We start from the raw sequence: 13,489 nt of genomic DNA on the forward strand, positions 1-13,489 counted from the left end.
CACATGGCTTTCAATTCCTCTTCCGACACCGTTCTTTTCGAATCCGTCGAGGCGACCGACCTGGTCGGCCTGGTCGAAGCCCAGCTCACCCGCGCCATCGTCGAAGGCCGCCTCGCGCCCGGCAGCCGCATCGTCGAAGCCGACATCGCGCGCCGCATGGGCGTGAGCCGTGCGCCGGTGCGCGAAGCGGCGCGCCGGCTCGAGCGCCAGGGCGTGCTGGTCGCGCGGCCGCGCCACGGCTTCGCGGTGCGAACCATCAGCGTGCAGGAGATCGACGACCTGTACGAAGTGCGCCTGAGCCTGGAGCTGACTTCGATCGAGCTGGCCTGCCGCAAGGCCAGCGATGCCGACCTGGCGCGCGTGCGCGCGATGGTCGACGACATGGTGCGCCTGGCACGCACGCGGGCGCAGGACGAGCGCATCGATACCGACCTCGCGCTGCACACGCTGATCAGCGAACTCTCGGGCAATGCGCACCTGCACCGCATCTTCCTGAACACGCAGACCGAGCTGCGCATGATCATCGCCCTCATCACCGTGGTCGACGATTCCGAGACCGTGGCCAGCAACCACCTGCTGATCGCCGACGCGCTGGTGCGCCGCGACATTGAAGCCGCCAAGGCCGCGATGCGCACGCACATCGAATCCGCATGGCGCGACGTGCGCGCCCTGTTCGTCCGCCAGCACGGCGTCCCCACCCCCTGAATTCAAGGACCCCCTCGATGAAGGTCGTCTACACCGACACGCACCAAGGGCACGACCCGCAGCTGTTCATGGTGCGCGGCAAGCTCAAGCGCAGCAACGAGCAGCCCGAGCGCGCCTTCCGGCTGCTCGACGCTGTGCGCAAGGATGGCCACGAGATCGTCCCCTGCGAGGACTTCGGCGCCGGCCCGCGCGCGGCCATCCACACGCCCGACTACCTGCGCTTCCTCGAGACGGCCCATGCGCGCTGGCAGCTGCTGGACGACCCTTCGGAAGAGGTGATGCCGAACATCCACCCCTTTCCAGGCCAGCCCTGCAGCTATCCCGAGAGCGTGGTCGGACAAGCGGGCTTTCACATGGGCGACAACGCCTGCTCCATCGGCCCCCACACCTGGGAGGCGGCCGTTGCGTCGGCCCACATGGCGACGCACGCCGCGCAGCTGGTGCTCGACGGCGAGCGCGCCGCCTATGCGCTGTGCCGCCCGCCGGGCCATCACGCCTACGTCGATCGCGCCAACGGCTTCTGCTACCTGAACAACGTGGCCATCGCCGCGCAGCATCTGCGCAGCAGGCACGCGCGCGTGGCCATCCTCGACATCGACGTGCACCACGGCAACGGCACGCAGGGCATCTTCTACCGCCGTGCCGACGTGCTGTCCATTTCGCTGCACGGCGACCCGCGCAACTTCACGCCCTTCTTCACCGGCCATGCGCACGAGCGCGGCGAGGGCGAGGGCCTGGGCTACAACATCAACAAGCCGCTGGCGCTCGGCACCGATCTCGACGGCTACCTGCCGGCGCTGCGCGAGGCCTGCGACAGCATCCGCGCCTTTGCGCCCGGCGCGCTGGCGGTGGCGCTGGGCCTCGACACGCACGAGCGCGACCCGTACAAGGGCATGAAGATCACGACGCCGGGCTTTGCGGTTCTGCTGGCCGAGATCGCGCGCCTCGGCTTGCCGACCGTGCTGGTGCAGGAGGGCGGCTACCTCTCCGACGACCTCGGCCCCAACATCGCGAGCGCGCTGCGCGGCTTCGCCGGCGCGGCATGACCGACGCGCAGGTCCTGAGCGAGGGCTCGCCCGAACTCGACGATGCCTGGGTGCGCGCGCTGGCGCGCGAGCGCTGGGGCATCGAGGGCGAGCTGCGCGCGCTGACGGGCGAGCGCGACCGCAACTACCTGCTGGCGCCGCCCGGCGACGGCGCGCGCTTCATGCTGAAGATCTCGCATCCGGCCGAGTCGGCGCTGGTCGCCGACTTCCAGACCCAGGCGCTGCTGCACCTCGCGGCTGCCGACCCGCAGCTGCCGGTGCAGCGCATCGTGCCGGCATCGAGCGGCGAGCCTTCCTTCCTCTGCGATCCCGGAGACGGCCTGCCGCGCGTGGCGCGCCTCTTCAGCTACCTGCCCGGCCTGCCGCTGCCCGAGGCGCCGCGCACGCCGCGGCAGCAGCAGAACCTCGCGCGCATGCTGGCGCGGCTCGACCTTGCGCTGCGCGATTTCGACCATCCCGCCGGCGAGCTCGCGCTGCCCTGGGACATCCAGCGCGCCGACAGCGTGCGCGGCCTGCTCGCGCACATCGCCGACCCGGAGCGCCGCGCGCTGGCGGAGGGCGCACTCGACCGCTTCGAGCGCGACGCCAAGCCACGGCTCGCCGCGCTGCCCGCGCAGCCGATCCACAACGACTTCAACATCTACAACGTGCTGGTCGATCCGGCCGACACCGACCGCATCGCCGGCATCCTCGACTTCGGCGACATGGTGCGCGCGCCGGCGATCGACGATCTGGCCGTCGCGGCCGCCTACCAGGTCGGCACCGGCGGCGATCCGCTGGCCGACATCGCGCCCTTCGTTGCCGCCTACCACGGCGTGCGGCCGCTGCTCGCGGCCGAAGTCGAGCTGCTGTTCACGCTGATCACGGCGCGGCTGGTGATGGTGGTGGCCATCAGCGGCTGGCGCGCGGCGCGCCATCCCGAGAACGCGGCCTACCTGCTGCGCAACAACCCGCTCTCATGGGCGCGCCTCGCGGCCTGCGAGCGCGTCGGCGCCGAAGCCGCGACCGCCGTCTTCCGCCGCGCCTGCGGCCTGCACATGGAGGCCTAACATGCCGACCTCAACTTCTGCGATCCCTCCTGCGACCCGCTCGCTCATGGACCGCCGCGCGCGGGTCCTGGGCCCGGCCTACCGCCTCTTCTACGAGACGCCGCTGCACCCGGTCCGCGGCGAGGGCGTCTGGCTGCACGATGCCGACGGCAGGCGCTACCTGGACGCGTACAACAACGTCGCCTCGGTCGGCCATTGCCATCCGCATGTGGTGGAAGCCATCGCGCGCCAGGCCGGCGTGCTCAACACGCACACGCGCTACCTGCACGAAGGCGTGCTCGACTATGCGGAGCGCCTGCTCGCCACGATGCCCGCCGAGCTCGCGCACGCGATGTTCACCTGCACCGGCAGCGAGGCCAACGACCTGGCGATGCGCATTGCGCACTCGCACACCAAGGCTTGTGGCCTGATCGTCACGCGCTTCGCCTACCACGGCGTGACCGCATCGATCGCCGAAGCCTCGCCCTCGCTCGGCAAGTTCGTGCAGCTCGGCGACGCCGTGCGCACCGTGCCGGCGCCCGACGGCGGCGGTGCGGCCTTCGCCGACGGCGTGCGCGCCGCCATCGCCGATCTGCAGGCGCATGGCATGCGGCCCGCCGCGCTGATGGTCGACACCGTGTTCTCCAGCGACGGCATCTTCACCGACCCGCCAGGCTTCCTGGCCGAGGCGGTGGAGGCCGTGCGCGCCGCCGGCGGCATCTTCATCGCCGACGAAGTGCAGCCCGGGCTGGGCCGCACCGGCGATGCCTTCTGGGGCTTCCAGCGCCACGGCGTGGTGCCCGACATCGTGACCATGGGCAAGCCGCTCGGCGCCGGCCATCCGCTGGCCGGGCTCGCGGTGCGGCCGGAGGTGCTCGCCGCCTTCGCGCGCGAATGCCGCTACTTCAACACCTTCGGCGGCAACCCGGTTTCGATGGCCGCCGGCATGGCGGTGCTCGACGTGATCGAGCGCGAAGGCCTGATGGCGAACGCGCAGCGCGTCGGCAAGCACCTGCGCGCGCGTTTGACGGCGCTCGCCGCGCGCCATGCGCTCGTCGGCGAGGTGCGCGGCGCCGGCCTGTTCGTCGGCGTGGACCTCGTGAGCGACCGCGCCACGCGCGCACCGGCCACGGCCGAGACGGCGCGCATCGTCAACGCGCTGCGCGACCGGCAGGTGCTGCTGAGCTCGACCGGCGAGCATGCCAGCACGCTGAAGATCCGTCCGCCGCTGGTGTTTAGCGAAGCCCATGCGGACCTGCTGGTCGACACGCTGGATAGCGTCCTGACGACGCTGTGAGTCAGGTGTCGAGCGGCTCGACGCCGCACCAGTCCGCCATGAACTGCGCCATGGTGGCGGCCACGCGCTTCATGCTGTCCAGCGAGACCGCTTCGTCGATGCCGTGGATGTTGCGCGCCAGCGGGCCGTAGACGGTCACCGGGATGTCGGTCATCAGCGCGAAGTGCCGGCCGTCGGTGGTGGCGGTGCAGGCGAGCGGCTTGGGCGCGGCGCCGGTGATCTTCTCGTGCGCCTCGGCCAGCATGCGCAGCGGCGGCGCGTCGAGCTCGTATTCGCAGCCCGGCGAGAAATGTCCGCGTGCGTTGATCTCCACCGTGAGATCCGCATCGAGCCGGGCCGCGGTGGCGCGGATGCGTTGCGTCACTTGCAGCGTGGCCTCCTCGGCCGTCGTGCCGGGGAAGAAGCCGAAGCGGATGCCGAGCCTGCAGGTGCAAGGCACCGACGAGTTCCACTCGCCGCCCTCGATGCGCCCCAGGTTGAAGTTGAGCGGATGCTCCACGTCGCGAAACAGCGGATGCCGGCGCTCGGGCGCATTCCACTCGGCCTCCAGCGCCTTCAGGTCGGCCATGATGGCGATGCCGGCCTCGATCGGGTTGACGCCCTTGCTCATGTAGGCGACATGCGCTGGCCGGCCGGTGATGTCGATGAAGAGCCAGCACACGCCGACCTGCGCGCGCATCAGCGTTTCGCCGAAGGGCTCGGGGATCAGCACCGCATCGAAGTCGCTGAGCTTCGCCTTGCCCAGCGCGTTCTGCAGCGCGTGCACGGTGGCGAGCGTGCCGTTGCCGGTGTTCTCCTCGTCGAGCACGGCGTTGAAGCCGACGGTGCCGGCCGGCTGCAGGCCCATCTCGCGCAAGGCCTGGTAGGCGATCAGTGCGCAGACCAGGCCGCCCTTCATATCGCCCGCGCCGCGGCCGTGCAGCCAGCCGTCCTTCACCCATGGAATGTAGGGCGGCCGGGTCCACAGCGCCTCGGGTCCGGTGGGCACCACGTCGATATGCCCGTTGAACAGCACGGAGCGCCCGCCGCCCATGCGCGGCAGGTGGCGCGCCAGCAGGTTGTAGCGGCCGTTGTCGGGGTCGCACGGGCAGGAGAAGAGCGGCATGCCTTCGATCAGGCTGCTGTCGAGCACGATGCGCTCGGGCTCCAATCCCAGCTCGGTCAGCGCGCCTTCGAAGAAGTCGGCGGCCGGCTGCTCCGCGCCCGACAGGCTGGGCGCCGCGACGAATTCGCTCAGGATCTCCGTCATGCGCGGCGAGAGCCGCTCGATCGTTGCGAGCAGGCGGGTGCGATCGACGGCGGGGGAAGGATTCTTCATGCGCCGGCCCGCCGCAAGCTCTGTGCCCGCCGCGCTCAAGCGTTGCCGTGCACCGACAGGACCGCGCGCAGACCGCCGAAGCGCCGGCGGTACTGCGGCGGCGTCAGGTTCACCTGGCTGAAGGCCACGCAGCGCCATTGGGCGACCGACTCCGGCATGGCCGTCCACAACCATTGGCATCTCGCGCTGATGCACATGGCGCACGGCGACATGGACGCGGCGCTCGCGCTCTACGACGCCACGGTCGCCCCCGCGCCCGAAGCCATCGCCCTGAACCTCGACGATGCCAGCGCGCTGCTGTGGCGCTTCGGCCTGCGCGGCGTCGACGTGTCGGAGCACTGGCAGGCGCTCGCTGCACGCTGGCGCCTGCAGGCCGCCTGGGGCTCCTACGCCTTCAACGACGTGCATGCCGTGATGGCGCTGGCCGAGGCCGGCGACGAAGGCGCGTCGAACGCGGGCATCGCCGCGATCGCCGATGCGGCGTGGCGCCCCGGCGCACAGGCTGCCGCCGCGGTGGCACTGCCTGCCGCCCGCGGCCTGCAAGCCTTCGCGGCCGGCCGGTATGCGCGCTGTGTCGAACTGCTGCTGCCCGTGCTCGCGGCCAGCAGTCCGCTCGGCGGCAGCCATGCCCAGCGCGATCTGCTGCATCTCACGGTCATCGAGGCCGCGTCCCGCGCCGGCGACCGCGCACTCGTGCGCGCCATGGCCGACGAGCGGGCGGCGCGCAAGGCGGCGACGGCCCGATCCGCGCGGACCGCAGATCCCGTGTACGCCTGAACAGGCTGCACATCGACTGCCATGCTAGCAGCGGGGAGAGTCTTCGTCGTCGACGGCGATGACCCGGTCCGGATCTTCGCGCTGCGCGGACAGGTCACGGGCCACGCGCACGATTTCTCCCAAGTTGCAGGCGATAGTCGTTGGCAACGGTGTGCCACACCCGAAAACATGAGCCCGAAACCTGTCGAGAATCCGTCCATTCAGCGCGCGCTGGCAGCGATCGAACAGCTGCTTACCGAAGTCGAGGCTTCGACAGGCGCCGTTCCCCACTTCCGACACACGGACCTCGTTCCACTTTCGATCGACGAGCAGGCGCACAAGGCCCGACTTGAGAAAAACGCATACGCCGCAGAGCCCGAACGATCGGCCGCGCAGTTCTGCCTGCTGTCCGCGAGTGCCTTGCTGGGCGTGACGCAATTGCTTCTGAACCGTTCGGCGACGCCGTCTCCGAGCGAACGCCTGCAGGATTGGAACGACCTGAGCGAGCTCACCAAGGAAGCGGGGCGATCGGCGTACCGCGCGGCCTTGATCCTGGCCGACCCGGAGCGTTTGGTGCCGCCCGGGTTTTGAGCCCAGGCAGGTGCGTCCAAAGGAACGAGGTGAAACTACGGGGGTACACACCCTGGCCCTTCCCCCGGAGCAAACCTTGTCATCCAAAGCCTTCCGCGTTGCACTATCGGCTTCGGCAGCTGCTCTTGGAGGCATCGCAGCCTACTGGGCTCTCCTTGCGACGCGCCAGGGACACATCCTTTTCGACGCTCGCAAGCATCCCGTCGTTCACTTGTCCGACGACTTTTCCACGTACTCTCATACCGTGCCGGGCGGGATGGTCCGCGGCTATGTCTATCACCCCCAGGGCGAGGAGGCGCTGCAGGACCTGTTCATCTATTTCGCGGGCCGAGGCGAGGATGTCCGCGCCACTGCAAAGGCGCTGCACTGGCTTCCGGAAGGCTTCGGCTTCGCCGCGGTCAACTATCGGGGGGTGGCCGACTCGCAGGGGCACCCCTCCGAGGTCGCCTCCGTCGAGGACGCGAGAGAGTTCGCCAATCACTTGCGCCGGGCCTTCCCGCACGCGCGCCTGCACGTCGTCGGTCGAAGTCTGGGGACGGGCGTGGCCATTCAGCTTGTGGCGCGACAAGACTTCTCGAGCCTGCAGCTGGTCACGCCATACGACTCGATGCTGCAGGTGGCGAAGAAGCGCTTCCCGCTCGTTCCACTTTCCCTGTTGCTGCGGCACCAGTTCAACTCCCTGACGCACTGCAAGGAGGTCGCGGCGAAAACCCAGGTCCTGCTGGCCGAGTGGGACGATGTCGTGCTGCCGGAGCGTTCACAGAAGCTCATCGCCGCCTGGCCAACATCCATCAGCGTGCAGACCATCACCGGCTCCGACCACCGCAGCATCATGGGCCTCGAAGCGACCTGGCTCCATCTCGTCGACTTCGCATTGACGGCAGTCCTCCCTGAGCCGAAGGCCGCATGAGCCGCTACACGAGCCCGGGCCTCCGCCGGCCTACTCTCAGACGCCGGCGCGCAGATGGAAATCGGCCTGCCCGGGACTACGCCCGGCGGCCGCGCGCGAAGTAGCGCATCAACGCGCCCTGACGATCCTCCACGTAGCCCTCCAGCCACGAGTCGTCCGTGTCCAGGAAACCGGACCAGCTCTTCTTGTGCTGTTCCTGCCGTTCCGCCTGCACGGCCCGGAAACGGTAGTGGTCGTAGACGTCGAGGATGTGCACGGCATAGGCTTCGGCCAGGGCCTGGTCGCCGCTGACGATCACCATGTTCTCGTCGTTGCAGTACGAGGCCTTGAAGCCCAGGTTGTGGCTGCCCAGGATGACGGTGCAGTCCGGCGACAGCGGATCGATCACGACCAGCTTGTCGTGGATGATGGCCCCGATTCCGCCCTTGGCGGTCAGCTGTTCCGCGCCGAAGTCCCCGAGCATCGCTCTATCGTCGACGCGCGACGCCCGCACGATCGAGACCTTGTCCTCGAAGAAGGTGCGCGGGGATTCGCCGGGCTCGTCGTCGCTTTCGTCATCGGGATCGTTCTTCTTGCCCGGCACGTAGTTGGGCATGGCCTGGGCGCTGGAGACGGCGCCGGTGACGATCAGACGTCCGTCCTTGCGCCCGATGTCGATGGCCTCGCCGATGATGCAGTCGTTGCCGCGCTGGCCGGGATAGAAGGCCAGGAAGAGGATGGCCTCGCGCGCCAGCCGCATGCGCCGGTACACCTCCTTCAGGTCCGGTGGCGTCTTCGTTCCCTTCGTGCGTCCTTGCATGTTGGGCGAGAACCAGAGCTCGATCTGCGCGCCATTGGCGAGCGCCAGACGCGCGGGGGCTTCATTCGAGCGCCGGAACTCGAGACTCTGCTGGTTCTTCGACATCGGGGCGCCGAAGGGGTCCGGAATCTCCAGCGCGTCCGCGCTCATGCGCTGCCAGTAGTCCATGAAGACCTGCGCGCCCGCGTCGTCCTCGATCAGCAGCGCATTGTTGGTCTGGCCCGCCACGCCGGTGGATGTCCAGTTGGTGCTCCCTGTGAACACCGAGCGAGGCCCGCCATTGGGGGGCGTGTGCACGACGAACTTGTTGTGGCCGATGTGCGTCGAGTTGTTGAACATGCGGTGCTGGATGTCGGCCCCTGCGGCAATCAGGCGTTCCCGTGCCTCGGCGTTCCGGCCATCCCATCCGCCGTTGTCCTTGCCGGTGTTGGCCAGGATGAGATGGATGCGCTGCGCGTTCGCCAGCAAGAGGTCGACAAGTTCCTTGTCGTCCAGCTCGTAGAGTGCGAGATGAAACTCGCCGGGCCTGGCGAACAGCTCGTGGAGCAGCGGCAGCACATCGCCGGCGAGGTACTTTCGGTGGGGATCGTCCGGGTTCGAGATCTTCTCGAACAACTCGTTCGGCTCGATCTCTCCGTCCTCCATCAGCACGTTGCGCAGCCACTGTGCGGCAAGGATGCCGTTGGTGAAGGTCGAGCGGAAAACGCCGCGACGGCTCGTCACCCGCACCGGAAGAGTAGGCACCGCGGGGCCCAGATAGCCCAGCGGGCGGGGCTTGCCCTCGTAGGCCTTGACGGAGATCTTGACCAGCTTGCCCTCGGCATCCTTGACGGGGCGCCCGTGGTCGTCACGCTGGGTCACTCGCACCGTCTTCGGCGTGGGGTCGGGCGCGGGCTCCATGCCGTCTTCCAGGTCGCCGACCGGCCGGATCTCGTACCGAACGAACACCTCCGAGGGCCTGCGATTCAGTTCATCGCGTCTCTTGCGCAGCGTGAGGTCTCTCCACGAGAGCTTCTGCACGGGCCAGATCCCCGTGTGCTGCGGCAAGCAGTGGGGATTGCGCTGGCCGGAGAAGCCGACCCAGCTCGCGCAGCGCACGCGGTCTTCGCTGCCGTCATTGCGCACGACGACGCTTTCATCGGCGTTCAGGTAAACGCGCGTGACTTCAAAGCCGAGGCAGCCCTCGATCTTGTTGTCCACATCCCAGGCGATGTAGGCCACTTCATTGTTGGCGTACGCGAAGGCGCTGAGAATCTTTCCCATGGCTGTCTTCCTGGTAGGTGGTGAATAACGCCGGCCGGCTGAGCAGCAGCAAACTAGCCCCGCAGGATGACAAGCTGATTTCAGCGGAGTGGGCCGAGCCCGGATGCTTCAATTTGGAACGCCGAGGCAAAAAGAGCGCGCCCCCAAGATTGAGGATCTGCGTGACCTCATGGTCCGGTATGGCATGCGCCACGCAGCAGTGCGGGCTTTCGCGCTCGCGCGGCGGCCGCGCTGCATATCGGCCATGGCCGATATGTTGCATATATCGCTCAAGACCGATATATTGTCTTCATCGGCCAAGGCCAATACCTCTGTATTCCCCCTGAAAGCCTCCGATGGACTACGCGGTCCGACTCGCCGACCAACTCCGCGCACATCTGCGTGCCTTGCGCAAGCAGCGCGGCCTGACCCAAGCCCAGCTCGGCCAGCGGCTGGGCATCGGCCAGGCCCGCATGGCAGAGATCGAGGCCAGGCCGGGGCTGGTCAGCGTCGACCAGCTCATGCAGCTTCTGTCTGCCCTGGGCGCGACCTTGGTGCTGAGAGAGGGCGCAGAAAGCGCGGCGGCATCTGCACCTGTGCTGGCCCGCGAGCCTGACCCAGGCCAGGAGGCGGCCAAGCCGCTCGTCGCACGCCGCTCGAAGTCCGCAGTGGAGCCGCCCACCGTGAAGCCGCCGGCAAAAACAGCCTCGAAGCGCGCATCGACACCCCTCCTCACCATCCCGCCGAAGAAGGGCTCCTGGTGAGCGCCGCCCTCGGCATCTGGATGAACGGCGAGCTCGTCGGCCACTGGCGGGTCGCGCGCGGCACCCACGTCCTGAGCTACGCGAGCGAATGGCTGCAATCCGACAAGCGCCGTTCGCTGTCGCTGTCCTTGCCCATCACCGGCGCGCGCGAGATCCGCGGCCGGGTTGTCGCCAACTACTTCGAAAACCTGCTCCCGGACAACGACCGCATCCGCGAGCGCCTGCGCCGGCGCTTCAGGACCCGCGACGCCCAGGCCTTCGCCCTGCTGGAGGCCATCGGCCGCGACTGCGTCGGCGCCGTGCAGCTGCTGCCCGAAGGCATGGCGCCGCAAGGATGGGACCGCGTCGACTGCGAACCGCTGCGCGACGCGAAGCTGCGCAGCCTGCTGCATGCCGTGACTTCCGACACCCCCTTGGGCCAGCCCGCGGACGACGAGGACCTGTTTCGCATCTCCCTCGCCGGCGCGCAGGAGAAGACCGCCTTCACCCGCTATCGCCGCCGCTGGTGCCGGCCGCACGGTGCGACACCCACGACCCACATCTTCAAGCTGCCGCTGGGACTGGTCGGCGGATCGCGGCGCGTCGACCTGTCCGACTCCGTCGAGAACGAATGGCTGTGCGCGCAGCTCCTGCGCGAGCTGGGCCTGCCCGTCGCTAACACCGAGATGGCGGAGTTCGACGGCCAGAAGGTACTGATCGTCGAGCGCTTCGACCGCGCGTGGATGGACGGCAAGAAGTGGATCGCGCGACTACCGCAGGAGGACTTCTGCCAGGCCCTGGGTTACCCGCCCGACAAGAAGTACGAAAAGGATGGAGGCCCCGGCATGGAGGCCTGCCTGAAGGTGTTGGCTGGCAGCGCAGATGCGCAGACCGATCGCACGGCCTTTCTGCTGACGCAGCTGGCCTTCTGGCTCCTGGCCGCGACCGATGGGCATGCCAAGAACTACTCGATCTTTCTGGGGCAGGGGGACGTGTATGCGATGACGCCGCTGTATGACGTGATCTCAGTGTGGCCCTATGTCGGGGATGGGGCGAATCAGTTTCGGTGGCGGAGTGCGGGGCTGGCGATGGCGGTGCGCTCGAAGAATGCCCACTATGCGCTTCACACGATCCAGGCTAGGCATTGGGAGGGGCTGGCGATGAAGAACGGTGGGGTGGGGGTGTGGGAGGCGATGCAGGCAATGGTGGGGGAGGTGGAGGGGGCGATTGGGCGGGTGGAGGGGAGGGTGCCGGATTCGTTTCCTGGGAGGATTTGGGAGCGCATCGTGAAAGGGTTGCGGAAGCAGGTTCGGCAGTTTGGAGGTGGGCGGGCTTGAGGCAAGATCCCCTGGCAGCTGAATCGCCGCGGCGCGTCAATGGACGCAATCCGGTTGATGAGTGGGTCTTCCCAGCCGACCGCAGCGCCACCGGAATGGGTGTAATTGGATGTGGTGGCCGGTTACGCCGAGGTCATGGAGCTGGTGTTCTCGTCCTGGCAGGACATCACCCTGACCGAGAACCACATCAAGCAGCTGCATCGCGACTTGCTCACATACAGCGAAAAGGACGCGTGGCACCGGGGCAAGTACAAGACCTCCACGAACAGCGTCGTCGCGTTTGACGAAAACGGCAAGCAGCTGGGCGTGGTCTTCGAAACCGCGACGCCGTTCGACACGCCACGCCTGATGACCGAACTGGTGGTCTGGTTCAACGGCGAACACGACGCCGCGCGTCTCCATCCACTGTTGCTCGTCAGCATCTGGGTTGTGGTCTTCCTGGAAATCCACCCATTTCAGGACGGCAACGGCCGCTTGAGTCGGGTGCTGACCACCTTGCTGCTGCTTCAAGCCGGCTACGCCTATGTCCCGTACAGCTCACTCGAGAGCGTGATCGAACTGAGCAAGGAAGCCTACTACCTTGCGCTGCGCCAGACGCAGGGAACGATTCGCGCCGCGAACTGGCAGCCCTGGCTCATCTTCTTCCTGCGCGCGCTGGCTGAGCAGGTTCGTCGTCTTGCTCGCAAGGTGGAGCGCGAGAAGCTGGTGCTGGCCGCGCTGCCCGAGCTATCACTGCAGATCGTCGAATTTGCGCGGGAGCATGGGCGCATCACGATGGGGGATGCGATTCGGCTGGCCGGCGGCAATCGCAATACGCTCAAGCAGCATTTCAGAGCCCTGGTCGAACAAGCCCGCTTGGCCCAGCGCGGCGCTGGTCGGGGCGTGTGGTACGAGTTGAAGTAGGGGTACCTATGGTCGGCATTCGACCACAGAGCAACTTCTCCCATCTCGGGCTCACGACGGGCGCATGATCGTTGGGATCTGCGCAGAGGATCTCGGTGCGCCTCGCCCGTTTCACACCCCCAACAACTCCTCCAACACCTCCGGCGCCGCCAGCAACTCCGCCGAAGGCCCGTGCCGCACGATCTTGCCCTTCTCCATCACCACCGCCTGATCCGTGTGCGCCAGCACCTTGCGCCAGTCGCGGTCGACGATCAGTGTCGCGATGCCGGTCGTGCGGATGTCCGCGATCACGCGCCAGATCTCGGCCACGATCAGCGGCGCCAGGCCTTCGGTCGCCTCGTCGAGGATCAGCAAGCGCGGGTTGGTCATCAGCGCGCGGCCGATCGAGAGCATTTGCTGCTCGCCGCCCGACAACTGCTGCCCGCCGTGCGAGAGCCGCTCCGTGAGGCGCGGGAAGGTGGCCATCACGCGATCGAAAGTCCAAGCGCGCTTGCCGTCGATGCCGGAGCGTGCGCTCATCACGAGGTTCTCGCGCACCGAGAGGTTGGGGAAGATGCCGCGGCCTTCGGGCACGTAGCCGATGCCGCGGCGCGCCATCTTCTCGGGCGCCCAGCCGGTGACGTCGTCGCCGTCGAGCTTCACGCGGCCCGAGGCCGGACGCACGTAGCCCATCAGCGAGCGGATCAGCGTGGTCTTGCCCATGCCGTTGCGACCCAGCAGGCCGACCGAGGTGGCCGCCGGCATCGCGACGTCGATGCCGCGCAGGATGTGGCTGTCGCCGTAGTAGGTGTTGAGGCCTTCGATCTGCAGCATC

General features: G+C 67.9%; 15 protein-coding genes. 10 read left to right on the forward strand and 5 right to left on the reverse strand.

The features are described 5' to 3' along the window. The first annotated feature begins 3 nt into the window (after positions 1-3). From ACSQ9A_RS00485 to ACSQ9A_RS00500, 4 genes are read left to right on the forward strand one after another with little or no spacing between them, the layout of a single operon-like run. Entirely contained in the window at positions 4-705 is a 702-nt protein-coding gene (locus ACSQ9A_RS00485) for a GntR family transcriptional regulator (protein ID WP_093104628.1), read from the forward strand. A 17-nt stretch (positions 706-722) separates the two neighbouring features. Then, positions 723-1,751 (forward strand): histone deacetylase family protein, encoded by a 1,029-nt coding sequence (locus tag ACSQ9A_RS00490; protein ID WP_093104627.1) that lies wholly within the window; start codon positions 723-725, stop codon positions 1,749-1,751. Further along, entirely contained in the window at positions 1,748-2,800 is a 1,053-nt protein-coding gene (locus tag ACSQ9A_RS00495; protein WP_436302291.1) for a phosphotransferase, read from the forward strand. The genes ACSQ9A_RS00490 and ACSQ9A_RS00495 overlap by 4 nt, the downstream gene beginning before the upstream one ends. Before the next feature lies 1 nt (position 2,801). Further along, positions 2,802-4,076 (forward strand): aspartate aminotransferase family protein, encoded by a 1,275-nt coding sequence (locus tag ACSQ9A_RS00500; protein WP_436302292.1) that lies wholly within the window; start codon positions 2,802-2,804, stop codon positions 4,074-4,076. 1 nt (position 4,077) lies between these two features. Here the strand turns inward: ACSQ9A_RS00500 and ACSQ9A_RS00505 are convergent, their stop codons facing one another. After that, on the reverse strand, positions 4,078-5,394 hold the full coding sequence (locus ACSQ9A_RS00505; RefSeq protein WP_436302293.1) for an ArgE/DapE family deacylase: 1,317 nt from the start codon (positions 5,392-5,394) through the stop codon (positions 4,078-4,080). A gap of 35 nt (positions 5,395-5,429) precedes the next feature. Further along, positions 5,430-5,552 (reverse strand): hypothetical protein, encoded by a 123-nt coding sequence (locus ACSQ9A_RS00510; protein ID WP_436302294.1) that lies wholly within the window; start codon positions 5,550-5,552, stop codon positions 5,430-5,432. On the opposite strand from ACSQ9A_RS00510, the gene ACSQ9A_RS00515 reads away from it, so the two are divergent. From ACSQ9A_RS00515 to ACSQ9A_RS00525, 3 genes are all read left to right on the forward strand, one after another. Continuing rightward, positions 5,551-6,171, forward strand: coding sequence for a hypothetical protein (locus ACSQ9A_RS00515; RefSeq protein ID WP_436302295.1), 621 nt, complete (start codon positions 5,551-5,553; stop codon positions 6,169-6,171). The two genes, ACSQ9A_RS00510 and ACSQ9A_RS00515, sit on opposite strands and share 2 nt — an antisense overlap. A 21-nt stretch (positions 6,172-6,192) precedes the next feature. Further along, positions 6,193-6,741, forward strand: a complete 549-nt coding sequence (locus ACSQ9A_RS00520) for a hypothetical protein (protein WP_436302296.1) — start codon at positions 6,193-6,195, stop codon at positions 6,739-6,741. Between the two features lie 76 nt (positions 6,742-6,817). Next, entirely contained in the window at positions 6,818-7,651 is an 834-nt protein-coding gene (locus ACSQ9A_RS00525; protein ID WP_436302297.1) for an alpha/beta hydrolase, read from the forward strand. Between the two features lie 76 nt (positions 7,652-7,727). On the opposite strand, the gene ACSQ9A_RS00530 is transcribed toward ACSQ9A_RS00525, so the two are convergent. Both ACSQ9A_RS00530 and ACSQ9A_RS00535 read right to left on the reverse strand, forming a co-directional pair. Continuing rightward, positions 7,728-9,713, reverse strand: coding sequence for a phospholipase D-like domain-containing protein (locus tag ACSQ9A_RS00530; protein WP_436302298.1), 1,986 nt, complete (start codon positions 9,711-9,713; stop codon positions 7,728-7,730). Further along, on the reverse strand, positions 9,673-9,975 hold the full coding sequence (locus tag ACSQ9A_RS00535; protein ID WP_436302299.1) for a hypothetical protein: 303 nt from the start codon (positions 9,973-9,975) through the stop codon (positions 9,673-9,675). Before ACSQ9A_RS00535 ends, ACSQ9A_RS00530 begins: the two co-directional genes overlap by 41 nt. A gap of 73 nt (positions 9,976-10,048) precedes the next feature. On the opposite strand from ACSQ9A_RS00535, the gene ACSQ9A_RS00540 reads away from it, so the two are divergent. From ACSQ9A_RS00540 to ACSQ9A_RS00550, 3 genes are all read left to right on the forward strand, one after another. Beyond that, a complete protein-coding gene (locus ACSQ9A_RS00540) occupies positions 10,049-10,456 on the forward strand; it encodes a helix-turn-helix domain-containing protein (protein WP_436302300.1) in 408 nt (135 codons plus the stop codon). Further along, positions 10,450-11,772, forward strand: coding sequence for a type II toxin-antitoxin system HipA family toxin (locus ACSQ9A_RS00545; protein ID WP_436306229.1), 1,323 nt, complete (start codon positions 10,450-10,452; stop codon positions 11,770-11,772). Before ACSQ9A_RS00540 ends, ACSQ9A_RS00545 begins: the two co-directional genes overlap by 7 nt. A 111-nt stretch (positions 11,773-11,883) precedes the next feature. Continuing rightward, a complete protein-coding gene (locus tag ACSQ9A_RS00550) occupies positions 11,884-12,675 on the forward strand; it encodes a Fic family protein (RefSeq protein ID WP_436306230.1) in 792 nt (263 codons plus the stop codon). Between the two features lie 111 nt (positions 12,676-12,786). Here ACSQ9A_RS00550 and ACSQ9A_RS00555 read toward each other — a convergent pair whose 3' ends face one another. Next, complete coding sequence (locus tag ACSQ9A_RS00555) at positions 12,787-13,488, reverse strand: ABC transporter ATP-binding protein (RefSeq protein WP_093104604.1); 702 nt, start codon at positions 13,486-13,488, stop codon at positions 12,787-12,789. Position 13,489 lies beyond the last annotated feature (1 nt).

The sequence above is a fragment of the Variovorax sp. LjRoot290 genome (assembly GCF_964253985.1).
In the GTDB taxonomy this organism is placed as follows: domain Bacteria; phylum Pseudomonadota; class Gammaproteobacteria; order Burkholderiales; family Burkholderiaceae_C; genus Variovorax.

Bases quoted from the DNA above. Each gene is read 5' to 3' on its own strand.
- ACSQ9A_RS00485 (WP_093104628.1), top strand. From the start codon at position 4: ATGGCTTTCAATTCCTCTTCCGACACCGTTCTTTTCGAATCCGTCGAG.
- ACSQ9A_RS00490 (WP_093104627.1), top strand. From the start codon at position 723: ATGAAGGTCGTCTACACCGACACGCACCAAGGGCACGACCCGCAGCTG.
- ACSQ9A_RS00495 (WP_436302291.1), top strand. From the start codon at position 1,748: ATGACCGACGCGCAGGTCCTGAGCGAGGGCTCGCCCGAACTCGACGAT.
- ACSQ9A_RS00500 (WP_436302292.1), top strand. From the start codon at position 2,802: ATGCCGACCTCAACTTCTGCGATCCCTCCTGCGACCCGCTCGCTCATG.
- ACSQ9A_RS00505 (WP_436302293.1), bottom strand. From the start codon at position 5,394: ATGAAGAATCCTTCCCCCGCCGTCGATCGCACCCGCCTGCTCGCAACG.
- ACSQ9A_RS00515 (WP_436302295.1), top strand. From the start codon at position 5,551: ATGGCCGTCCACAACCATTGGCATCTCGCGCTGATGCACATGGCGCAC.
- ACSQ9A_RS00510 (WP_436302294.1), bottom strand. From the start codon at position 5,552: ATGCCGGAGTCGGTCGCCCAATGGCGCTGCGTGGCCTTCAGCCAGGTG.
- ACSQ9A_RS00520 (WP_436302296.1), top strand. From the start codon at position 6,193: ATGCTAGCAGCGGGGAGAGTCTTCGTCGTCGACGGCGATGACCCGGTC.
- ACSQ9A_RS00530 (WP_436302298.1), bottom strand. From the start codon at position 9,713: ATGGGAAAGATTCTCAGCGCCTTCGCGTACGCCAACAATGAAGTGGCC.
- ACSQ9A_RS00535 (WP_436302299.1), bottom strand. From the start codon at position 9,975: ATGCAACATATCGGCCATGGCCGATATGCAGCGCGGCCGCCGCGCGAG.
- ACSQ9A_RS00540 (WP_436302300.1), top strand. From the start codon at position 10,049: ATGGACTACGCGGTCCGACTCGCCGACCAACTCCGCGCACATCTGCGT.
- ACSQ9A_RS00555 (WP_093104604.1), bottom strand. From the start codon at position 13,488: ATGCTGCAGATCGAAGGCCTCAACACCTACTACGGCGACAGCCACATC.